At 42.6% G+C, this 21,292-nt stretch carries 19 protein-coding genes and 1 pseudogene; 8 read left to right on the top strand and 12 right to left on the bottom strand.

The genetic code is table 11. The features are described from left to right. Nucleotides 1–27: 27 nt before the first annotated feature. Both C5695_RS03590 and C5695_RS03585 read right to left on the bottom strand, forming a co-directional pair. The gene (locus tag C5695_RS03590) at nt 28–1,218 is read right to left on the bottom strand and encodes an MFS transporter (RefSeq protein ID WP_117729246.1); all 1,191 of its coding nucleotides are present in this window, start codon (nt 1,216–1,218) and stop codon (nt 28–30) included. A gap of 56 nt (nt 1,219–1,274) precedes the next feature. After that, complete coding sequence (locus tag C5695_RS03585) at nt 1,275–1,700, bottom strand: MerR family transcriptional regulator (RefSeq protein WP_117729244.1); 426 nt, start codon at nt 1,698–1,700, stop codon at nt 1,275–1,277. Between the two features lie 143 nt (nt 1,701–1,843). On the opposite strand from C5695_RS03585, the gene folE2 reads away from it, so the two are divergent. Then, nucleotides 1,844–2,740 (top strand): GTP cyclohydrolase FolE2, encoded by an 897-nt coding sequence (gene folE2 / locus C5695_RS03580; RefSeq protein ID WP_117729241.1) that lies wholly within the window; start codon nt 1,844–1,846, stop codon nt 2,738–2,740. Nucleotides 2,741–2,814: 74 nt separating this feature from the next. Here folE2 and C5695_RS03575 read toward each other — a convergent pair whose 3' ends face one another. Next, nucleotides 2,815–4,698, bottom strand: a complete 1,884-nt coding sequence (locus C5695_RS03575; protein ID WP_117729239.1) for an ABC-F family ATP-binding cassette domain-containing protein — start codon at nt 4,696–4,698, stop codon at nt 2,815–2,817. 133 nt (nt 4,699–4,831) lie between these two features. Between C5695_RS03575 and C5695_RS03570 the strand changes: the two genes are divergently transcribed. Both C5695_RS03570 and C5695_RS03565 read left to right on the top strand, forming a co-directional pair. Continuing rightward, nucleotides 4,832–5,905 (top strand): tetratricopeptide repeat-containing glycosyltransferase family 2 protein, encoded by a 1,074-nt coding sequence (locus C5695_RS03570; protein ID WP_117729237.1) that lies wholly within the window; start codon nt 4,832–4,834, stop codon nt 5,903–5,905. Nucleotides 5,906–6,086: 181 nt separating this feature from the next. Next, nucleotides 6,087–7,478 (top strand): branched-chain amino acid transporter BcaP, encoded by a 1,392-nt coding sequence (locus tag C5695_RS03565; RefSeq protein ID WP_117729234.1) that lies wholly within the window; start codon nt 6,087–6,089, stop codon nt 7,476–7,478. Nucleotides 7,479–7,514: 36 nt separating this feature from the next. On the opposite strand, the gene C5695_RS03560 is transcribed toward C5695_RS03565, so the two are convergent. Both C5695_RS03560 and C5695_RS03555 read right to left on the bottom strand, forming a co-directional pair. Further along, a complete protein-coding gene (locus tag C5695_RS03560) occupies nt 7,515–7,748 on the bottom strand; it encodes a hypothetical protein (protein ID WP_117729232.1) in 234 nt (77 codons plus the stop codon). A 6-nt stretch (nt 7,749–7,754) separates the two neighbouring features. Continuing rightward, nucleotides 7,755–8,012 (bottom strand): annotated as a pseudogene (locus C5695_RS03555) (hypothetical protein). A gap of 73 nt (nt 8,013–8,085) precedes the next feature. Between C5695_RS03555 and C5695_RS03545 the strand changes: the two are divergent. After that, nucleotides 8,086–8,250, top strand: coding sequence for a hypothetical protein (locus tag C5695_RS03545; RefSeq protein WP_233230801.1), 165 nt, complete (start codon nt 8,086–8,088; stop codon nt 8,248–8,250). 62 nt (nt 8,251–8,312) lie between these two features. On the opposite strand, the gene C5695_RS03540 is transcribed toward C5695_RS03545, so the two are convergent. Further along, nucleotides 8,313–9,728 carry an SLC13 family permease gene (locus C5695_RS03540; protein ID WP_117729227.1) on the bottom strand — a complete coding sequence of 472 codons (1,416 nt, stop codon included), beginning with the start codon at nt 9,726–9,728 and terminating at the stop codon, nt 8,313–8,315. A gap of 260 nt (nt 9,729–9,988) precedes the next feature. Here C5695_RS03540 and C5695_RS03535 point away from each other — a divergent pair, with 260 nt between their 5' ends. Continuing rightward, nucleotides 9,989–12,028, top strand: a complete 2,040-nt coding sequence (locus C5695_RS03535) for a penicillin-binding protein PBP4(5) (RefSeq protein ID WP_117729225.1) — start codon at nt 9,989–9,991, stop codon at nt 12,026–12,028. Nucleotides 12,029–12,163: 135 nt separating this feature from the next. Beyond that, nucleotides 12,164–13,402: an MFS transporter gene (locus C5695_RS03530; protein ID WP_117729222.1), complete on the top strand. Its 1,239-nt coding sequence runs from the start codon at nt 12,164–12,166 to the stop codon at nt 13,400–13,402. Between the two features lie 36 nt (nt 13,403–13,438). On the opposite strand, the gene C5695_RS03525 is transcribed toward C5695_RS03530, so the two are convergent. The 5 genes from C5695_RS03525 to rfbF are packed head-to-tail and all read right to left on the bottom strand — an operon-like array spanning nt 13,439 to nt 18,220. Then, the gene (locus C5695_RS03525; RefSeq protein WP_117729220.1) at nt 13,439–14,368 is read right to left on the bottom strand and encodes a putative nucleotide-diphospho-sugar transferase; all 930 of its coding nucleotides are present in this window, start codon (nt 14,366–14,368) and stop codon (nt 13,439–13,441) included. Continuing rightward, nucleotides 14,369–15,559 carry a glycosyltransferase family 2 protein gene (locus C5695_RS03520; RefSeq protein WP_117729218.1) on the bottom strand — a complete coding sequence of 397 codons (1,191 nt, stop codon included), beginning with the start codon at nt 15,557–15,559 and terminating at the stop codon, nt 14,369–14,371. It lies immediately after the preceding gene. Next, nucleotides 15,556–16,467: a putative nucleotide-diphospho-sugar transferase gene (locus C5695_RS03515; protein WP_117729216.1), complete on the bottom strand. Its 912-nt coding sequence runs from the start codon at nt 16,465–16,467 to the stop codon at nt 15,556–15,558. The genes C5695_RS03520 and C5695_RS03515 overlap by 4 nt, the downstream gene beginning before the upstream one ends. A 12-nt stretch (nt 16,468–16,479) precedes the next feature. Then, nucleotides 16,480–17,451, bottom strand: coding sequence for a GDP-mannose 4,6-dehydratase (locus C5695_RS03510; RefSeq protein WP_041816148.1), 972 nt, complete (start codon nt 17,449–17,451; stop codon nt 16,480–16,482). 4 nt (nt 17,452–17,455) lie between these two features. Then, nucleotides 17,456–18,220, bottom strand: coding sequence for a glucose-1-phosphate cytidylyltransferase (gene rfbF, locus C5695_RS03505; protein ID WP_117729214.1), 765 nt, complete (start codon nt 18,218–18,220; stop codon nt 17,456–17,458). Between the two features lie 355 nt (nt 18,221–18,575). Here rfbF and C5695_RS03500 point away from each other — a divergent pair, with 355 nt between their 5' ends. Then, nucleotides 18,576–18,725 (top strand): DUF1540 domain-containing protein, encoded by a 150-nt coding sequence (locus tag C5695_RS03500; protein ID WP_117729212.1) that lies wholly within the window; start codon nt 18,576–18,578, stop codon nt 18,723–18,725. Between the two features lie 198 nt (nt 18,726–18,923). Then, the gene (locus tag C5695_RS03495) at nt 18,924–20,003 is read left to right on the top strand and encodes a DUF3900 domain-containing protein (protein WP_117729209.1); all 1,080 of its coding nucleotides are present in this window, start codon (nt 18,924–18,926) and stop codon (nt 20,001–20,003) included. A gap of 44 nt (nt 20,004–20,047) precedes the next feature. Here C5695_RS03495 and C5695_RS03490 read toward each other — a convergent pair whose 3' ends face one another. Further along, nucleotides 20,048–21,256 (bottom strand): MFS transporter, encoded by a 1,209-nt coding sequence (locus C5695_RS03490; protein ID WP_117729207.1) that lies wholly within the window; start codon nt 21,254–21,256, stop codon nt 20,048–20,050. Nucleotides 21,257–21,292: the final 36 nt, after the last annotated feature.

Below are 21,292 nucleotides of genomic sequence, written 5' to 3'. Positions count from 1 at the left end.
CTAATGCAGATATAAGGCTTTTTCTATTTAATGACCTGCTTGAATATTGATGAGATGTTTCCGGCCAATTAGCAGGATGATCATGCCTAACAGAACGACAGCTGCCCCAACATAGTAAGGGGTGCTCGCTGTATAAGATTCAGCAAGTATTCCGGCAATCCAAGGAGCAATCGCGCCCCCAATAAACCGCACGGCACTGTAAGAGGATGAAGCAATGGAACGCTCAACCGGTGCTGATCCCATCACTGCGGTCGTGAGCACAGTATTGATCATACCAAGAATACCCCCAGCAATGACAATTCCGCAGATGACGACTACAACATGTGAAGTCCAGATTCCAATACCGAATAAAATCAAAGCAAACGAAGCAAACAGAACCACAAGAGAAGTCAATGTCCCAAGCTTGCGATGAATGACCGGGGCTGAAAAGACGGAAGTCACAGCTAAAAATAGTCCCCATCCAAAAAAGACATAACCAAGACCATGCTCATCCAAATGAAGCACAAATGGCGAATACGCTAAAAGCACAAAGAAACCAAAATTGTATAAGAAAGCGGCAGAAGCCATCGTTAAAAGACCTTTATATTTTAACGCCCCGACAGCCTCGAATAATTTCACCTTTTTCTGAGGCTTCTGCATGGGTGGAAGCATAAACGTAATGGCTAAAAGAGCGACGAGCATTAACACCGCAACACCAAAGAATGGGCCGCGCCAAGAGATCGTCCCAAGCTCTCCGCCAAGCAGCGGTCCAACTGAAATCCCAAGACCTAGTGCAGCCTCGTATAAAATAATGGCCTTCGCACTTCCTCCAACAGACACGCCAACAATGACAGAAAGGGCGGTTGAAATAAATAAGGCATTCCCGATGCCCCATCCGCCTCTAAAGCCAATTAATTCATTAATGGTTGAAGAGGTACCCCCTAAAGCAGAGAAGACAATAATAAAAATAAGTCCTACTAATAACGTCCATTTCGCACCAATCCGGCTAGAGATAAAGCCAGTGAAAAACATGACAAAGCCGGTCACAAGTAAGTAGCTTGTAAATAAAAGTGAGACCTGACTTGGAGATGCATGTAATTGTGATGCGATAGCTGGCAAGATCGGGTCCACAAGTCCTATTCCCATAAACGAAATCACGCACGCAAAGGCAACAGCCCAAACGGCCTTTGGCTGCCTAAGTAGACTTGTACGCTGTTTTAACACTTCTTCTTCCTTCATTCCATCAGAACCTTTCCTTCATATGTTCACAAAATAAAATAAACACACTGAGGTGTTTATTTTTGTAATTGCTCAATCGCATGAGCCGCTTTATCTTTCATCTTTTCAAGATCCTTTTTAAAGGATTGAATCGTTTCAAGCTTTTTTGTAATCAATTGATGCTGCACAGTCAGCTGCGCATCCATATCTAACAGCTTCTCTAATCGTTCCTTCGGATCAAGCGACAGCAAGTAGCCTTCTTTATTTAGCTCAAGCTGTTTTCCTATTTCCATAAACGATTGAAGCTCTTGTAAAGAAAATCCGAGGACCTCTTTTGCCTGCATCACTTTCTCTAGTTCTTCCATGTCGTCCTCTGAGTAAAGTCTGACGCCACCCTCTGTCCGCTTTGGTGCTGATAATAAACCAATCTCTTCATAGAAACGAATTGTCCGTTTGGTGAGTCCGCTTCTTTTCGCCACTTGATCAATTTTCATCCATTCCATCACCAGTGCCTCCTGCTCATCAATTCATATTTTATTATACACCTTTATTACCTTAACGTAAACGTTAGTGTTTGTGCTCTTGATTTCTTTTGTTCTATGATGCAAAATAAATAAGAATAATTACGATTTAAAGGAGGGATCTCATGTTTTCTTTTCCATCAAAAAAAGAACGGCACAAACAATTCGGATCTGTACAGCCAAGCCTCGGCACAAAGCCTTGTCAAAAAGAGAACATGACTGACATTCAAAAGACAGAGCAGGACTTTTATTTTCCTCTTGAACAAGTCGGCATCTGCCGTGTATCTTACCCTGTACGACTCTTGTCTAAAACGGCGCCCCAGGAGCAAACAACTTCTGCTGACTTTGCACTGAGTACCTCCCTGTCAGCTCATGAAAAAGGCATTCATATGAGCCGACTCACTGAGCAGCTGCACTCATTTTATGAAAGCGGCAAGCCGCTTGATGTGAACAGCTTAAAAGAATTGACAGCTGCACTCGCCCGGCAAATGAATCAGCCATCTGCCTCGGTTCAAGTTTCCTTCCCGTGGTACAAGGAAAAGCAAAGCCCAGTATCAGGAAAAGCAGGTTTGATGCATGCGACGATCACATATGACATTCATTTTCATGAAAAAGATGGATGGATCTGTCATGTTGGCTGCGATGCACAGGTCACGACATTATGTCCTTGTTCTAAAGAAATAAGTGAATATGGTGCCCATAATCAGCGCGGCTCTGTTTCCATTCAGGTAGAGTTGTTTGAACAAGTATTACTTTCAGGCGACATGAAAGAAGCACTTTTACATATCATTGAGTCCAATGCGAGCGCCCAGCTGTATCCTGTGCTCAAAAGACCTGATGAAAAGAAAGTAACAGAAGAAGCTTATGAAAATCCTCGCTTTGTAGAAGATCTCTCAAGGTTAATGGCCATGGAATTATATGAACAGCCATGGATCAAAGGATTTCAAGTCGAGTGTCGTAACGAGGAATCCATTCATCAGCACGATGCCTATGCGAAATGCTCTTATCAAAAAAAGCTGTAGACAAACCCTCGTTTACTAACTGAAAGGACAAAAAAACCTGTAGAAAATTTCTACAGGTTTTTAATTCAATTTTATTAACCTTCTAATTCCTCAATCATTAACGACAGTTCTGTCCAGCGGTCCATGGCTTGTTCTAGTTCTTCAGCAACGGCTTTTTGTTCGTCCATTAGTTCTTGAATTTTTCCAAAATCACTGCCGGCCTCCGCAATGCTGGCTTCAAGCTGCTGATGTTTTTCTTCTAATACCTGTATTCGGTCTTCAATCCCGTCCCATTCAAGCTGGTCTTTATAAGAAAGTTTTTTTCTCTTTTTTGGCGCCGCTTCTACTTGTTTCTCAGCAGGCTTTGTCTCTGTCCGTTTCTGTTCTTTTTCCTGCTCCATATAATCGCTGTAAGCGCCTTGGTAGTGTGAAATGCGCCCATTTCCTTCAAAGACAAGCAGACGGTGAACCACTCGGTCTAAGAAATACCGATCATGGGATACGGTCATGACAACGCCAGGAAACTGTTCTAAATAATCCTCTAAAATGCTGAGGGTCTCCGTATCAAGATCGTTCGTCGGCTCATCTAAAAAGAGAACATTCGGTTCTTCCATTAAGACTTTCAATAAATACAATCTGCGGCGTTCTCCCCCTGACAGCTTGCGAATAAACGTCCTCTGCATGGATCTTGTGAATAAGAACCGTTCCAGCATTTGCTCTGCTGTCACAACGGTACCATCAGCAGTCTTGACGATCTCAGCTGTTTCCTTGATGTACTCAACGATGGTCAGCTCTTCATTCATTTCCTTGTGATCCTGCGTGTAATAGCCAATGCGAACAGTTTGTCCAATGGTCAGTTGTCCTGTCGTCGGCTCTATTTTACCCGCTAAACAGTTAAGAAGAGTTGTTTTGCCGACTCCATTCGGTCCGATAAAACCGATTCGGTCGCCCGGCACGACTAAGTCTGTAAACCGATCGACAAGGGTCTGGCCAGCAAATGAAATCGTCAAGTCCTCTGCCTCTATGACTTGTTTTCCAAGGCGATGGGAGCCGATGGCAAAATCCAGCTCTCCCTTCGCATCAAGTCCTTTTTGATCCTTTAGCTCTTCAACTCGGCCAATGCGTGCTTTCTGCTTCGTCGTTCTTGCTTTTGCCCCTCTTCTCAGCCATGCAAGCTCTCGTCTGAGTAAGTTTTGACGCTTCGTTTCCTTCACCTGAGCTTCTGCTTCACGTTCCGCTCTTTTTTCTAAAAAGACTTCATAATTTCCTTTATACGTATAGAGCTGTCCTTGATTCAATTCATAAATTCGATTGGCTACACGGTTTAGGAAATAACGATCATGCGTTACCAAAATGACTGCACCGCTGTATTGACTCAAATATCCCTCGAGCCATTCAATGGTTGCATTATCGAGATGGTTGGTTGGCTCATCTAAAATGAGCAGTCCCGCGGGCTGAATTAAATTTTTAGCAATCGCGACACGCTTTTTTTGTCCACCTGATAAAGCTTGAACAGAGCGGCTCACATCTTTGACGCCTAGCTTTGTCAAAATTGTTTTTGCTGACAGATTCGCATCCCATGCGTCTTCCTGATCCATTCGATTTTGCATGCGCATAAGCGCCTCTTGTTTTGCTTCATTTTGCGGATCATGCTCTAAATCGGCTAGAGCCTGTTCATAGGCCTTCATCGTTTGAATCATGGGTGCCGTTCCAGAAAAAATGTAGTCAAGAATTGTTTCATTCCCGCTCATTTCAGGATCTTGCTCAAGGAATTCAATATCAAGCGTCCCTGCTTTCGTGATGTCACCTTCCTCAAACGATTCCAGTCCAGCAATGACCTTTAGGAGTGTTGACTTTCCAGTTCCGTTTGGTCCAATCAACCCGATGCGTTCCTTTGGTTCTATATGAAAAGAAATATGATCAAACAGCGTTTTCTCGCCATAGGTTTTATATAAGCCTTCAACATTCAATAAACTCATTTTTATCAGCCCTTACATAGATTCTTCCTTTATTTTAAATCAGCCAGTAGCAGAAAACTAGTTTTAAAAAAACCGTTGCTGAAAAGAATGTTTCCTTTTGATGCTCGATACACTATGAAGAGGTGATCTAAAGATGGTAACCATTAGCTTATGTATGATTGTGAAAAATGAAGAGGAAGTATTGGCGGACTGCCTTTCCTCTGTTCAGGACATTGTAGATGAGATGATCATCGTTGATACAGGATCAACAGATCGTACGAAGGAGATTGCTCAATCGTTTTCAGCACAGGTGCTTGATTTTGAATGGATTCAGCACTTTGCCAAAGCCCGTAATTTCGCTTTCTCACATGCAACGAAAGAGTATATTTTATGGCTGGATGCTGATGATGTTCTGCTTGAAGAAGACCGGCAAAAACTTCTCCAGCTCAAAGAGACACTTGATCCTTCGGTGGATGCCGTTTCGATGTTTTATCATGTGGGATTTGATGAAGACGGTCGGGTGAATTTTAAATATAGAAGAAATCGTCTTGTGAAGCGTGCCTTAAACTTTCAATGGTACGGAGCCGTTCATGAATTTCTTCAAGTGTATGGCAACATCTTCCCAGCCGATATCGCCGTCACACACCAAAAACGAAAAAAAACAACCGTTGGTGAGCCTGGTCGCAATCTGCGCATTTATGAAGACATGCTGGCAAAAGGCGAAGAGATGACACCCCGCGATCTCTTTTACTTTGCCAATGAATTAAGAGATAACAAGCAGCATGTCAGGGCGATTCGCTTTTATCATGAATTTTTAGCCACAAAACAATGCTGGATTGAGGATGAAATTCGCACATGCCAAAATTTAGCTGACTGCTATTATGCAGTCGGTTTCGAGGAAGCCGCCTTATCCTCATTATTGCGATCCTTCTTATATGATCAGCCTCGGCCAGAATTTTGCTGCCGGATCGGGGATCATCTAAAAATTCAAAGTAAACATCAAGCAGCAATCTTTTGGTATGAGCAGGCGCTCGAGGCTCCTGAAATCGAGACAGCCTTCACACTCACACAGTACAAAACGTGGTATCCTCACCTTCAGCTTTGCTATTGTTATTATCAGCTCGGCGATTTGGAGAAAGCCAAAACACATCATCTTGCCTCCTCCGCACATTACCCCACTCATCCAAGTGTGCTTTACAATGAAAAAATATTTGCTGAACAGACATAAACTACCTGTCACCACAATCCGCCTTCCATCTACCGGCGGATGTCTCTTTTTATACATGGATTCGCTTGTGACGTTTAACACTTTAGTGATTTAAAGCGTTTTTCAACCAATTGACTAAATTGTCATTTACGCATATACTAACACTCGTCTTACGAAAAGATTTATCCTTTAGGAGGTCAACATGAGTTCTTTATTTCGAAAAAAATCTCTCGACCAGCTCATGCTTGAAAGTCAAACGAAGCGGCTCAGCCGTTCGTTAAATACGTTTGATTTAATCTTGCTTGGCATTGGCTGTGTGGTCGGGACTGGAATCTTTGTGATTACGGGGGTTGCTGCTGCGAAAGATGCGGGACCTGCGATTATTATATCTTTTATTTTGGCTGCGATCGCATGCGCCCTTGCTGCTTTTTGCTACGCTGAATTCTCCTCGTCCATTCCTGTGTCAGGCAGCGTCTATACGTATTCCTACGCAACACTTGGTGAATTCCTCGCCTTCTTAATGGGCTGGGATCTCATGCTTGAATATGTGATTGCACTCTCTGCTGTAGCAAGTGGATGGTCGTCCTATTTTCAATCACTGCTCAGTGGATTCGGTCTACACATACCGAAGGCTTTATCAGCTGCACCCGGAGCCGCTGATGGGGCCGTCTTTAACCTTCCAGGCGCACTCATTATTTTGCTCATCACCTTTATCGTCTCAAGGGGCGTCAAAGAAAGCACGAAGCTGAATAACATCATTGTGCTGATCAAAATTGCCATCGTCCTTCTCTTTATCATCTCAGGCTTTGCTTACGTCAAACCTGAAAACTGGACACCTTTTATGCCGATGGGCTTTCATGGCGTGATCGCAGGTGCGGCAACAGTCTTTTTTGCTTATCTTGGATTTGATGCGATTGCCAATGCATCTGAAGAGGTCAAAAATCCACAAAAGGCGATGCCGATTGGTATTATCGGAGCGCTCGGTGTTTGTACCATTTTATACATCGGTGTGTCCTTTGTGTTAACTGGCATGGTTCACTATACGAAGCTGAATGTCAGTGACCCTGTCGCATTTGCTCTTCAAGTTGTTGGTCTTAATAGTGTGGCGGGTATCATATCCGCAGGTGCTATTATCGGAATTACGACGGTTTTAATTGCACTTGTTTATGCTCAGGTTCGCCTAACCTTTGCCATGAGCCGCGATGGTCTTATGCCAAAGGTTTTCTCTAATGTCAATCCAAAATCACAAACACCGGTTGCCAACACTTGGCTGACAGGTGCTGTCGCAGCATGTATCGTAGGCTTTGTGAACTTATCGACGCTCGCGAATTTAGTGAGCATCGGTACGCTTGCAGCCTTCACAGTCATTTCAATCGCCGTCATCGTTTTACGGAAAAAACACCCGAATGTCAAAGCAGCGTTTAAAGTGCCATTCGTGCCTGTTCTTCCGATTATCAGTGCGGTTATTTGTATCACACTCGCAACTACCCTTTCATGGGAAACATGGAGAGCCTTCCTGATCTGGGTGGCCATTGGTGTCGTTGTCTATTTCACCTATGCAAGACGAAAAAGCCATCTGAATGAAACACATTAGAAAAGAGACACGGGGATTCCCGGTCTCTTTTTTTGCTTAAACTACGCTGTTTTTGACTGAATTTGAGTCCACCATATCTGGATCTAACACGCTTGAGATCGGAATGACAAGCGGTGAACAATCTCCATTGTCCTCTCCAAATCCTTGGTTCAATTTCATTGAGAGAAAATAATCGACCTGCTGATATGGACCTAGCGTCAGTGATGCACCCTGATCCATTGTATTGATTTTAAAAGCACCGACATTGATGACTGAGGGTGAGAATAACATGACACGTCACTTCCTTTGAATGGGTTTAGCTGCTGGCGAAAAAGAGGCAGGTGAGTCCATTTGATCTCGATCATCTATATGAAATTTTTTCCCGACAAAACCGATGGCATCCCCAAAATTTTGTCCGTACCCTTGATTTCTTTTATCTGAGTTTTACCACTCTGCTAACAAATTTTGTCCGACATTCACCGCCGACGCATTTTCAAAGGAATTAATTTTTAACATGAAAATATTAATATTGATATACGGAGTTGGTTGAACCACAGATAAACCTCCTTTTTATAGATATATTCAAGCACCTATCAAGTATGTTAACAGGAGGTCTTCAGGATCATCCATGACGCTTGGCTCGACGTTTGTTCATCGTCATTGCAGTACGATCAAAAGAAACAATGGTTTTGGGGAACAGAATGCCGATGGCGTGATCACGATCCTGCCGATCGAAACGATCGATGATCGTGATCAAATCGACGCAGTGAGTATCAATATTCGTCATCTATGATAATAGCAGTCGCTTTTTCTTCATCCTTTTGCGATTCGATCAAAACCATCTTCTTAACCCGCTCAGCTTCTAAGCACAACCGGCAACCAGAAATATACCGCAAGAACAATTGCCACAATACTGATGATATTTAACCAAAAGCCCACCTTGACCATATCGGATATTTTCAGCACATCCGCGCTAAAAACAGCGGCGTTTGGCGGTGTGGAGATCGGTAGCATAAACGCACATGAAGAAGCCAAAGCGGCTGCAGCCATTAACCCATAAGGCTCGATTCCAATCGCAAGTCCAAGTCCTACCGTAATCGGAATGATCATATTGGCGACAGCTGTATTCGACATAATTTCAGTCATAAACAGGATCGCTCCCGTTAAAATGATCAACAGCACGATATACGAAAGCCCATTTAAATGCTGTAGATTTTCCCCGATCCATCCTGTTAGGTTGGTTTCTGCAAAGCCTGTAGCGAGCGAAAGCCCGCCTCCAAACAAAAGCAAAAGCCCCCACGGCAGCTGTTTCATATCATGCCATTCTAATATTCTCTCTCCATTTGTTGCTGGAATGAGAAATAAAAGCATAGCACCGAAAATGGCGATAGACGTATCAGATACGGTGACCCCTCCAAACAAAAAGAGCTTAAAAATCCACAAAAATGCCGTCATAAGAAAAACAACAAACACCCATTTTTCCTCTTGTTTCATTTTTCCTAAATCCTCTAACCCCTTTCGGATGAACGCTACACTCATTTCACCTGTGTGCTCCACCTTGAACTGCACCTTCGTCAAATACAGAAATAAGAGGATAAGCAGAATGATCGCAACAGGAAACCCAAACAAAAACCATTCGAAAAACATAATTTCCCGATCCAATAGCTTTTTTGACATCGCCGCAAACACCGCATTTGGCACAGACCCGACAAGCGTTGCCAAACCTCCAATTGACGCTGAATACGCAACCGACAATAAAATGCTTTTACTGAATCGCTCAAGAGATGGACCAGCTAAGATATCATTAGCCTTGACCTCTTTAATCACTGCAAGTGCCACTGGCAGCATCATCAGGGCTGTCGCTGCATTCGAAATCCACATAGATAAAAAAGCAGTCGCGATCATGACACCTAATACAATGCGGTCACTTCTTGTGCCAATCACCCTCAAAATGTGCAAGGCCATTCTTCTATGTAAGTTCCACTTTTCAATGGCAATGGCGATCATAAATCCCCCCATGTACATAAAGACGATCGGATCACCATAAGACCTTGAAGCCTGTTCCATAGAAAGCCCGCCAAGTGTCGGCAGTAGGATGATGGGCAGTAAAGATGTTGCAGGTATAGGCAGTGCTTCTGTCACCCACCATGTTGCCGTCCAAGTCGTAATGCCCAAGACTACCCGAGCAGCATAAGTCAATTCATCTTCAGGTATGAGAAAAAGAACGAGCAAGAAGAATGTCGGTCCAAGAACAAGTCCAATCAAATTCACCTTTTTATAAACGATAAAAATCCCCCCTATTGAAAGCGCTTTTCATTTTTTTCTAATTTTCCACATTCGATGATCTCTTAAAAAATCCTTTAAATCATAAGAAAAAATGAAGATATCTTTCATGAAAACTGGCTGTCCTTTTACCGCTGTTTCCAAAACATGACATGATACCTTGGTCTATATTCATAGGAGAAACTATACAAACCATGTGCAATGACTGTAAAATATAGTAGATCTAATCAAAAATTGAGGTGTTTTCATTGTATACGGATCAAAGAAAATCATTTTGGAAACAAAAAAAATTCATGATTCCTCTTCTTAGCATCATTGTGATAGCAGCTGCTCTCTTTTTCTTAAAAGATACTCTTTTCTCAAAAGAAAAAGAGGCTCTAAAAGCGGCTCAATCCTTTACGAAACAATTGGAGAAGAAAGACTTTACGAAGCTGGCCGATGAGGTAACGAGCTCGTCTTTGAAAGTAAATGACTTCTCAAAAAAACAATTAGCCGAAAAATATGACAATATCTTTAACGGAATTGGTGCTTATGATCTCAACATATCAAAGCTCAGCGTCGAAAAACAGGAAAAAGGAAATGGGTATCAATTCACCTATGATGTCACGATGAAAACGTCTCTTGGCAAGCTGCATCAGCTGTCATATAAGGGCGTTCTTTCTGAAGAAAACGACCAGTGGAAAGTGGACTGGAAGCCTAATCTCATCTTCCCGCAAATGGAGAAGGGAGATACGATCAAGGTCAAATCAGACCCTGCTGTCCGCGGAAACATTGTCGACCGAAAAGGACGTACACTAGCAGAAACAACTGGTGGAAGCGCACTTGGGATCATCCCAGGAAAGCTCGGAACAGGGGAAGAAAAAAAACGCAATATCAAAAAAATCAGCAAGGCTTTTGATATTGAGGAAGAACTGATTAACAATCAGCTGAAACAAGCATGGGTCACAGACGACACGTTTGTCCCGCTCAAATCAATGTTAGAGCAAAAAACGATTCCAAAGGACGTAAAAGGTGTCACCTATCAATCGAAGGAAATGCGCTATTATCCTTATAACGAAGCTGCCGCCCATCTCACCGGCTATGTCGGAAAGGCAAATGCAGATGATATCAAAAGAAATCCGGCATTAAAGGCCGATCAAATCATTGGCAAAACCGGGCTTGAATTCACGTTTGACAAAAACCTGCGTGGACAAGATGGCGGAAGTATTTTAATCGTCCATGATGAAACAGGCATTGAAGAAACATTGCAGAAATCAGATCGACAAGATGGGAAAACAGTGAAGCTGACCATTGACGCTTCTTTACAGAAAAAAGCCTATAATCAGCTGAAAGGCGAAAAAGGGGCCGTTACGATCATGAATCCATCATCGGGGGATTTATTAGCACTTGTCAGTACCCCTTCCTATGATGTCAATCTCATGACAAATGGGATCACGCCTAAGCAATATCAAGCATACAGTGAAAACCCAGACCTTCCATTCCAAGCCCGGTATGCGAGCCGATATGCACCAGGGTCTACATTCAAAACCATTACAGCAGCCATTGGGCTGGAAACAGGTGTTACAAAACCTAATAAAGTACGCACCATTCATGGGCTGAAATGGCAAAAGGATCAATCTTGGGGCAATTATCGAATTACAAGGGTGCACGATAAAGAAAATGTCAATATGGTCGATGCTCTCGTGTACTCAGATAATATTTACTTTGGGCAAGAAGCGCTGGAAATCGGCAAAGACACGTACGAGAAAAAAGTAAAAACATTTGGATTTGGCGAAGATTTGCACATGCCATTTACAATGAAACCAGCACAAGTATCGAATGATGGCATTCAATCAGACATCTTACTTGCTGACTCTGCGTATGGTCAAGGTGAATTACTCATGTCACCGATTGAACAAGTACATGCCTATTCTCCATTTGCAACAGGAGGCAAACTCGTCTATCCACGAGTCGTCCAAGATGAAAAAACAGCATCACCAAAACAAATCATCAAAAAAGACTCAGCAGACACAGTGAAAGACGCACTGACACAGGTCGTGACCAGTCCAAACGGTACAGCTCACTCCTTACAAATTGAAGGAGCTGATATTGCCGCTAAAACGGGAACAGCAGAGCTGAAGAGCAAACAGGGAGCAACAGACGGTTCTGAAAATGGATTTTTACTTGCATTTAACCCTAAAAAAGAAGATTACGTCCTTGTCGGGATGATTGAAGGTGTGAAAAACCGCGGCGGAAGTGGACTCGTCATCCAAAAAATGAAGCCTGTCATCTCAACTTTTTATAAGTAACCATTTAGAGACACAAACGCTTGTGTCTCTTTTTTCTAAATCATGACAATTTGCTATTGTTTTATAGTTCACCTTATGAATAAAATGAGAAGAATGCATTAATCGAAAACAGTTGAATGAAAGGAGGAAGTCTCATTGGCTATTGCTGCTCGTACAAAGGATAAACCACAAAAATCTGTCACTGGAGCAACGGTTTATCCAATTTTATTGATTATTGGTATTTGTCATATGCTGAACGACACATTGCAAGCCGTTATTCCCGCGATGTTCCCTATTTTAGAACGCTCAATGGGGCTGACCTTTACACAATTAGGGCTGATTGCCTTTACATTAAATATGGTCTCCTCCGTGATGCAGCCCGCTATCGGATGGTACACAGATAAACGGCCAATGCCTTATGCACTTCCGATTGCTTTATTTTCAAGTGCTGTCGGTATATTCGGGCTTGCGTTTGCGTCTTCCTTTGCGACCATTTTGCTTTGCGTTGTCTTTATTGGACTCGGCTCAGCCATTTTCCATCCAGAAGGCTCCCGTGTTGCCAACATGGCGGCTGGTCCAAGACGAGGACTTGCACAGTCCATCTATCAAGTCGGCGGAAATACTGGTCAAGCCTTTGCTCCGCTGATCGCTGCATTCATGCTCGTCCCGCTCGGTCAACCAGGCGTGGCTTGGTTCACGATAGTAGGAATGATTGCTGTCGGTTTCCTTCTTTATATTTCAAGATGGTACGCTGGAAAGCTTCAAACCATTCGAGCTCAAGCGAAAAAAGGGCATGCAAAAGCTGCACGATCTGACATTCACCGTAAGTCAGCACTCGCGGCACTCGGCATCATCGTGTTTCTTATTTTTGCCCGATCTTGGTACGGAAATGCGATCTCAAATTTCTATGCGTTTTATGCCATTGAACGATACGGTTTAACGATTAAAGAATCACAGACTTATATTTTCTTATTTCTCATTCTAGGTGCGATTGGAACATTTATAGGCGGACCGCTTGCAGACCGCTTTGGCAAGAAAACCGTGATTTTAATTTCCTTATTGGCATCCTTTCCACTTGCCCTGCTGCTGCCATTTGCCGGACCTGTTTTTGCTTATGTTTTACTTGGACTGGTTGGGATCATTCTGACATCAAGCTTCTCCGTCACAGTCGTTTATGCTCAAGAACTATTTCCCGGGAAAATTGGCACGATGTCTGGTTTAACTGTTGGACTTGCATTTGGTATGGGTGCAATCGGATCGGTCGCCCTCGGCTCATTCATTGATACCTTCGGTTTGACGCCTACCATGATCGGCGTCGCCTTTTTACCGATATTAGGCATCCTAGCCTTCTTACTACCTAGTGATCAAACCATCTCCAAATGGAATGAATCATAAAAAGGAGAAAACCGCTCAATGATTGAGCGGTTTTTCTCATCTTTCATAAAAATGCGTATCAGGAACATGCTTCTTTGCAATAAACCCTTGCTGAAATTCAGGAAAGACCTTTTGCACCTGTTTGATTTTTTGATGAACCAAATCAGCATACGGAATATATAAATGATCCACAAGCTTTTGTTCTGTCATATAGTAATACCAATTAAGGTTAAAGGTATTCTCATCAATGATCGTAAAGGCAGAGAAATGATAGAACAACAGTGGACATTCGTCGAGATACAGGTCCCCTTTCACAACTGAAAACGAGTAGTTTTCAATATTCCAAATCGCGGCATTGGCTCCTTTAGACTTCACCACATGGACCCCTTCAAAATCATCGATCCATCTTTCAACATATCGCTGATCTCCGTATGTCTTTTTTTCTGTATCCATTTCGACTGTACAGTGTGCAAGACAGTTTTCCTTCCATTGCGTGACGGCCTGTTTGGCAACGTCTGTGTTTCGGCAGCCGACAAATCCAGTATTATAGCGGCCAGACAACTCATAATATTGATAGAACCGCTCGGAATTCATATGATCCGTCAAAAATAAATGAGCAAGTGGCTTCTCTGCAAAAATCGCTTCTGGATCATGATAAAAATACAAATCCGTATCCAAATGTGCAAGATAATCCGCATCTGAGGATTCAAGGGTTTTGAGCAGAAAAACAGGCTTTAACGTCCAGCAATACTCATGGAACGTCCGATCATCTTTTGCCTTTCGCAGCGTGTCATCTTCAATGTCTTCAACCTGTTCATATTGAACGTGCGGATGAGGGAATTCACTTAGCACCTTATAAGCCAAAGGGTCTGCACATAAAACTGACAACTTGAATGAATGGGCGGTTTGTTCAAGCGAATGAATGAGCGCCAAAAGCTTAAAAACATGGGTATTCGACACAATGGTTGTAAAATGATAGGACGCCATCTACAACACATCCACTTGGAACAAATCAACACGTAATAGCTCTATCGTCAGCCCTTGAATGGCTTCCACAAGCACCTTACAGCCATATTCCTCCCGTGCAAGCTGCGCCGCCTCTGACAGTTTTTTCAAAGGAACATGCCCTGCTGTCAGCTGATCTTTATGATCACGTTTGATGCCTACATTCCGCTCTGTGATCAAATGTAGCAGCTCTAAAAAATAAGAGAGCAGACCATCAAATGCTGGATTTTCACGCAGCTGGCGGATCTCCTTCATCAGGTCATTTGTGACGGTATGAGAAAATGGACCAGAGAACGCCAAATGGACATCAATGGCATCAATATTGTTGTACTTCTCGCACATATACAAAATGTTATATTTGATGTCATCAAACGATGTTAAATTACTTGGATGCTCCTGGTGCACACTCATGATATCCTCTCGCAATTCAAAGGCGAGACCAAGCTGATGCAGACGAATTCCTAAATCATAATCCTCAAATCCGTACCGAACGATATTTTCATCAAACATCCCAAGTGCCATAACATGCTTGCGTTTGACAGAAGAGTTATTGGTAATAAAAAATCGCCACGGCAGCTCATAAGAACTTAAATCATAGTTGTACGTGTGCAAAATGTCTTTGAGAATATCAATAAATTCAGACTGCAAATCAAAGCTTTTCTCTAGAAATGCACCATTCTCCACTTCTTGCATGGACAATAGAGGCGTTTTATCTTTCATTTTCCGCTTATACAACCCTTGCTTTTTTAGCCGCTTCATATGATCCTGATCAAATGCTTCGTAAAAATAACGATAAATCCGCTTCCAGCATACACCGCAAATGACAAGGTCCTCTTGATCTGCATGTGCCTCTGCATGCTTTTGAATAAATTTCGGCTCTGCTAGCATATCACTGTCATGGAAAATCAACAGGTCTCCTTCCGCCTCGCGAATGGCATGATTACGACCCTTGGCAATCCCTTGATTGACAGGAATACGCACCTTTTTAAAAGGGAAGTTCACCTCAATGTTCTCCAGCATTTCCATCGTGCCATCCGTGGACCCGTTATCAGCGACAATCACCTCAAATGGAATATCCGTATCCTGTAGCGTTAAGGAAAAAAGGCTCCCTTCTAAACGCTCTTTGGCATTATAGCTCGGAATAATGACGCTTACCTTTGGCTTTTCGTTCATGCGTCATCCCCCTCCAATTTGGCATAGCCGTTAAACAACGGATCGACCTGCTCGACAGATTCAATCATATGGCGCAGCACGTCCCGATAGGCTTCTTGGAAAAACGGCAGATCATTTCTCCCTTTTTCATGGATTTGTTGCATCTCATCCTTACTCACGATGCGAAAACCGCTGAAATGATAGCAAATGAGCGGATGCCCATCCTCCAGCAAAATCCGTCCATTTTCTTCCCGATAAGAATGCTGCCCATAATTCCAATGACCAATATTCACGCCTTTTGTTTGAATATCTTCCACTTTTTCAAACAGCTTTGGCATATGATCCAGATATCCTTGGTCGCCAAACTTCCCTTCACCCGGCGCATTTTTGCATTCCTTCAGACATTCTTTTTTCCACCAGCTCAGGCATTTCCGGCCAGCTTCATCTCCTTTAAAATGCAGAAAACCTGAGTTATAGCGACCTAAAAGCTTCTGAAGCATCTTCACTTCCTCAGAATCAAAGCTCGGAATCACAATATCTCCTCTTGATAGAAGCACAGAGGCATCAGGCTGGTTTTGAAAAACAACTTGCGGACTCTCATAAAAGAACAAATCCGCATCAAGATACGTCACTTCCTCTGCCTGCTCCTGTTCAAATAACCACTCAATCCAAATTGGCTTTAAGGTCCAGCAATATTCTGAGGCATCCCGTTCCTCTTTTTTCTCTAGCAGCTCCGGCGTTTCGAGCTCTCGTACATGAACAAGATCGACATGAGGAAAATTCATTTGATGAAGCAGATCAAATGCAGCATCATCCATACATAACGTCTTGATGACAACATCATCTTCTACTTGCTTCAATGATAAGAAAAACGCGATGGCTTGATAAAGTCTTCCACTTGATAGAACCGTACAATATATGCTGTTCATCTACTTACACCTCTATTTTTGAAAGAATTCGCGGTACCATTCAATCGTCTTCTCTAACCCTTCATCAATGGAGTAGTCAGGTTTCCAATCAAGCAGTTTTCTCGCCTTTTCTGCCGACAAATATTGATGCTTAATCTCGTGCGTTCCTTGGTTCAAAATACGCGGCTTCAATTCACTGCCCATCGCCTTTAAAATCTTATCCACAAGCTCTAGCACCGTCAGCTGAATTTCATTACTAAAGTTAAAGGCTTCTCCGGCGAGCCCTTTTTCCTCCATCTTCTCAGCTAGCAGCAAATAAGCCTTAACCGCATCTTCAATGTAGAAATAATCACGAATAAATGTCCCATCACTTCTAATTTCCGGTGCCTCTCCTTCTAACACAAGCTGAATGGTTTGCGGAATGATTCTATTGAAATTTAAATCCCCGCCTCCATATAAATTGCCGCAGCGCGTAATACAAACTGGGAGACCATACGTGTTGTAGTACGTATGTGAAATTAAATCTGCACAGCTCTTCGATACATCATACGGATGCTTCCCATTTAGCGGCATGTCTTCATCGTATGGAAGCTGCTCCTGATCACCGTATGCTTTGTCACTTGATGCCACGATCACTCGTTTGATGAGTGGCTGTCTTCTGCACGCCTCCAGCACATTCCATGTCCCTAAAATATTGGCTTCAAATGTAGAAACAGGGTGTCTATTTGCAACCCCAACAATGGCCTGCGCTGCCAAATGGAAGACAGTATCAATTTCGTATTCTCCTAACGCACGTTCAATCGTTTGCATATCCTCCAATGCACCTTGCACCACATTCATCTTTTCAAATTGACTGCCTTGATATAAATTCGACCTTGGCACCTGATCACGCACAAGTCCCGTCACGTTTGCACCTTGATCAATCAATTCCTTGACGAGATAGCTTCCCAATAGTCCTGTACATCCAGTCACAAATACGTTTTTCCCATTCCAAAATCCGCTCATGCCGTCACCAAACCTTCCATGGTTGTTTTCCATTTGTCCACATGCCATTGATTTCCTTCAAGTTCTTATACGTATCGATCGCTGTCCAAAATCCGTGATGCTCATAAACCGCAAGCTCTCCATCATTCGCCAGATTTTGAAGCGGTTCTTCTTCAAACACACATTGATCATCGTCTGTCAAATAGTCAAATACCTTTGGAGACAACACAAAAAATCCTCCATTGATCATCCCGATACTGTCTGTCTTCTCAGAGAAGGATTGTGCCATCCCGTTATATACCTTCAACGTCCCATACTGTGACTTCTTTTCAATTCCTGTGACAGTCGCTGCAGCGCCAAGATCCTGATGGCGTTTCAGCAAATGAAACATATTGACATTGGCCAGTCCATCACCATACGTCATCATGAATGTCTCATCTCCAATGTAATCCTGTGCCAGCTTTAACCGTCCACCTGTCATCGTATTCTCGCCCGTATCTAAAAAGGTGATTTTCCAGTTCTCTGACTTTCCTAAAAGCTTCATTTCCCCTGTCGCCATATCCAGCTTCATGCTGTGATGCCGCCAGTCGTAGTTCAGGAAATATTCTTTAATCTTCTCTCCTTTATATCCAAGCAACAAGATAAACTCATCTACTCCGTAATACTGATAGATTTTCATAATATGCCAAAGAATAGGCCGATCTCCGATCATAGCAAGTGGTTTAGGAAGCGCTTGTGTGACCTCACTCATTCTCGTTCCCTTTCCTCCGCAGAGAATGACTGCTTTCATCTTCTCCCCTCATCTCTCTATGAAAATTTTTGATTGAAAACCTTATCCTTATGCGGAAAATCAGTACATGTACCCTCATACTTTGTCCAACATCAGGTTTTGAATCTACTCTATTCATATGTCGAAATGAGAGAGGGTGCCACCTAGCATTTAACTATTTTTATAAATAAAAAAAGAGCGAGATTTGTATTCTCGCTCTTTCAAAGTTTAAATTGTATATTATCAGGGTAGATGGTATGATAAACATGTGCATCAACAGCACAAACAGCCTCTTATTATTAAGAGACTACTAGATGGAATGAATCCAAGTGGCAGCTTGCTTCATTCTCAATACAAATCACGGAGGTGAATTCCCATGGCACAAAACGTACTTTGTGAAGTGAACTCATGCCGTTTTTGGGCTGATAACAGCTGTACAGCTTCTACCATTAAAATTGGTAAAAACACAATGACTGACGTGACTCGCAATGCTGACACTGATTGCGAAACATTTGAAACAAAATAAGTCGTTTTTCTGAGATGAAGGAACTGGCAGGTTCCTTCTTTTCTTTTATCATTCTATCAATAATGATAATTATTATCAAGTGTTTTTCACTAAACATTTCTCGGGAAATAATGACACGATCTTTCTCCATTCGTTGACGATTTTCACTCCTTTTTCTATACTCAACATATCCGAAGAAGAAAAAGTGGTGACCAATCAATGGATTTTACGATACGTTTTCTATCATTCTTTGTCGTAGAAATCGAAGGCAAGGATGAACAAGCAAATAAACGGTTCAAGCATTACCAAACATTAGATCAAGAGGAATTTGAACAAAGTGAGCTGAAGGACTTTTTAGATGGTGAACTAAAAAAAATCGTCAAACGAAAAGTGGACAGACACCCTAAATCTGAACAAGTACCGACCAAAATTGGCCGATTTATTGTCGAACCCGGTCATGAGCTCGATTCAAATCCAAACTACAATTTATTTCATCAGACGAGATATGCAGATACAAAAGAAGTATTTAATGAATGCAGTGAACAGTTTGTTCGCACGTATTTAGATACAAGTGCTGTCAGAGGCGGCGTTTTTTTAGTTGCGTCTGCCGTTCCTAAAAAATATTTTGATGACTCCTTTGTCTTTATTATGAAATGCGATTTTGAACAGAAAGTCGCTTCTATCGCTGATACTTCTACCTTGATCAAAAAAGTCGAAATGGCCATTACAACCAAAAACATGAAATCGATTCAATACCCTTTTATGCCAGAAGAAGGCATGACAGAGGAAGCTGAAGTGAAAATTCACCAATCCTCACACGCGCGCTATTTCGAGGACTTTCTGAAATTCGTCGAATACGGTGAATCGATGCCTGAAATCATGAAATCACAGGTCATGAATATGGTGCAGGAGCAGGTTTTTGAAACATTACAGGATGAAAGTGAAGAATTAAAGCAATTTGAAGAGGACCTTGAAATATGGGAAGCAAGTGAAAAGCGAGAAATTAGAGAAACGCTCGATACAGAACAGGTCACACTAGCAGCTTCTCACATTGTGGAACAAACCCCTGATATCACAATGAAAATGCGGCTAGGTGAAACAGAAATCAAAGGACTTCTAGCGGACTTTGGCCACTCGATCCATATTGCGAAGGTCAACAATCGATATGTCGTGCTCATTGAAGCAGATCAAATCGTCTTCGAAAAAGGAAGCACACCTGTTGAATTTCATAAACCAAATGGATTAAAAGAGGTTGTCAGCCAGCTGACGCAAAAAGCCTACGATTCAGAGATAGAATAAGAGAACTTGACTGCCTCCTGCAAACAGCTGCATGAGGCAGTTTTTTATCTTGCTTGATTTTGTGCACTAACATGCAGCTGCCTACCTCTAGCCCACATGCTGACAAGCATTAAGCTTATGATGAGCATCAACCAAAAGACGCTGTTTGTTCCGAAAAACTGAATCATCGTATATCCGCACAAAGGTCCTAAAGCAGCGCCCATATCTTGAACAAAAGAATAGCTGGCGAGAAATCGGTTCTTATCTGTTTGAGCAGAAGCTTTTCGAAAGGCCAGTGTATCGGTAAACGTTGTTACGACCGTTGACAGCAGCTGAATCAGAAGGAGCAACACAAGGAACCAGCCGCTTACTTTCAGCACGCTCCCAAGAAAACTGAGACCTCCAAATGAAAGAAACATCCAGCAAAGCATTTGTTCCTTCTTCACAAGCCGATCAAACCATTTACCTGTTCTCGGGGCGACAAATGGTTCCCAGCCCCACCTGATTGCTTGAATGACCCCGCTTAAAGCCGAAGCTCCGATGACAAAACCAAAAAGAACAAATGCATTCTGATCGATCTTTGCTTCAATGACATGACTCAGCGTTGATGCGAATAAACCTTGTATGATAAGAGCGATCAGCATGCCTGTCATCAGTATTTTTACGACATCTCGTGAAAACCATTTCTGTTTGATGCCCATATACACCTGACCGCCTTCGCTCTTTTCAATTTCTTCTAAAGATACATAAAAAATGCCGCCCATCAATGTGAGTAAACCAAAGACGAGTGTCATAGACTGGAAGCCAATCAAGCTTGCAAAAATCCCGCCAAATAACATGCCAAATAAACTACCAAGCCGGTAAAGCCCATTATATAGACCTGTCAAATGCCCTTGTGAGCCTTCGTCCATTTCAGCCAAAACCCTCATCCCGCTCATTCGGAGTAATGTCCAAGCGAGCCCCCATGCGCAGCGGCAGATCAGCAGCATCCAAAAACCACTCACCCCATATAATATCGTGGTCACTGACGCGATCAAAATAGCCATTAATACCCCGGTCTTCATTGGGATATAACGATAAAGCCACCAAACGACAGGCGCTAGCGGGATGCGAATGAACCGGTTGATAGACAGCAGTAATCCGACCTCCCAAATGGATGATAGACCGATCTCTTTCCAATAGACCGGAAGAACAATATACAGCATGGAATCCCCAATGAGTGCAAATGCTGTGATGAGAGATATTGACACAACTTGCTTTTGACGACGATCCATTTTTTCTTCCCCCTTCACTACCTTTACGATAAGGGA

Origin of the sequence: Bacillus pumilus (assembly GCF_003431975.1) — a bacterium.
Classification (GTDB): Bacteria; Bacillota; Bacilli; order Bacillales; family Bacillaceae; genus Bacillus; species Bacillus pumilus_N.
This window is presented reverse-complemented; position numbering and strand designations above follow the sequence as displayed.

Excerpts from the sequence above, each read along its gene's own strand:
- C5695_RS03590 (WP_117729246.1), bottom strand. The coding sequence starts at position 1,218 with ATGAAGGAAGAAGAAGTGTTAAAACAGCGTACAAGTCTACTTAGGCAG.
- C5695_RS03515 (WP_117729216.1), bottom strand. The coding sequence starts at position 16,467 with ATGAACAGCATATATTGTACGGTTCTATCAAGTGGAAGACTTTATCAA.
- C5695_RS03570 (WP_117729237.1), top strand. The coding sequence starts at position 4,832 with ATGGTAACCATTAGCTTATGTATGATTGTGAAAAATGAAGAGGAAGTA.
- C5695_RS03510 (WP_041816148.1), bottom strand. The coding sequence starts at position 17,451 with ATGAGCGGATTTTGGAATGGGAAAAACGTATTTGTGACTGGATGTACA.
- C5695_RS03545 (WP_233230801.1), top strand. The coding sequence starts at position 8,086 with ATGACGCTTGGCTCGACGTTTGTTCATCGTCATTGCAGTACGATCAAA.
- C5695_RS03565 (WP_117729234.1), top strand. The coding sequence starts at position 6,087 with ATGAGTTCTTTATTTCGAAAAAAATCTCTCGACCAGCTCATGCTTGAA.
- C5695_RS03520 (WP_117729218.1), bottom strand. The coding sequence starts at position 15,559 with ATGAACGAAAAGCCAAAGGTAAGCGTCATTATTCCGAGCTATAATGCC.
- rfbF (WP_117729214.1), bottom strand. The coding sequence starts at position 18,220 with ATGAAAGCAGTCATTCTCTGCGGAGGAAAGGGAACGAGAATGAGTGAG.
- folE2 (WP_117729241.1), top strand. The coding sequence starts at position 1,844 with ATGTTTTCTTTTCCATCAAAAAAAGAACGGCACAAACAATTCGGATCT.
- C5695_RS03525 (WP_117729220.1), bottom strand. The coding sequence starts at position 14,368 with ATGGCGTCCTATCATTTTACAACCATTGTGTCGAATACCCATGTTTTT.
- C5695_RS03585 (WP_117729244.1), bottom strand. The coding sequence starts at position 1,700 with ATGGAATGGATGAAAATTGATCAAGTGGCGAAAAGAAGCGGACTCACC.
- C5695_RS03575 (WP_117729239.1), bottom strand. The coding sequence starts at position 4,698 with ATGAGTTTATTGAATGTTGAAGGCTTATATAAAACCTATGGCGAGAAA.
- C5695_RS03560 (WP_117729232.1), bottom strand. The coding sequence starts at position 7,748 with ATGTTATTCTCACCCTCAGTCATCAATGTCGGTGCTTTTAAAATCAAT.
- C5695_RS03490 (WP_117729207.1), bottom strand. The coding sequence starts at position 21,256 with ATGGATCGTCGTCAAAAGCAAGTTGTGTCAATATCTCTCATCACAGCA.
- C5695_RS03500 (WP_117729212.1), top strand. The coding sequence starts at position 18,576 with ATGGCACAAAACGTACTTTGTGAAGTGAACTCATGCCGTTTTTGGGCT.
- C5695_RS03495 (WP_117729209.1), top strand. The coding sequence starts at position 18,924 with ATGGATTTTACGATACGTTTTCTATCATTCTTTGTCGTAGAAATCGAA.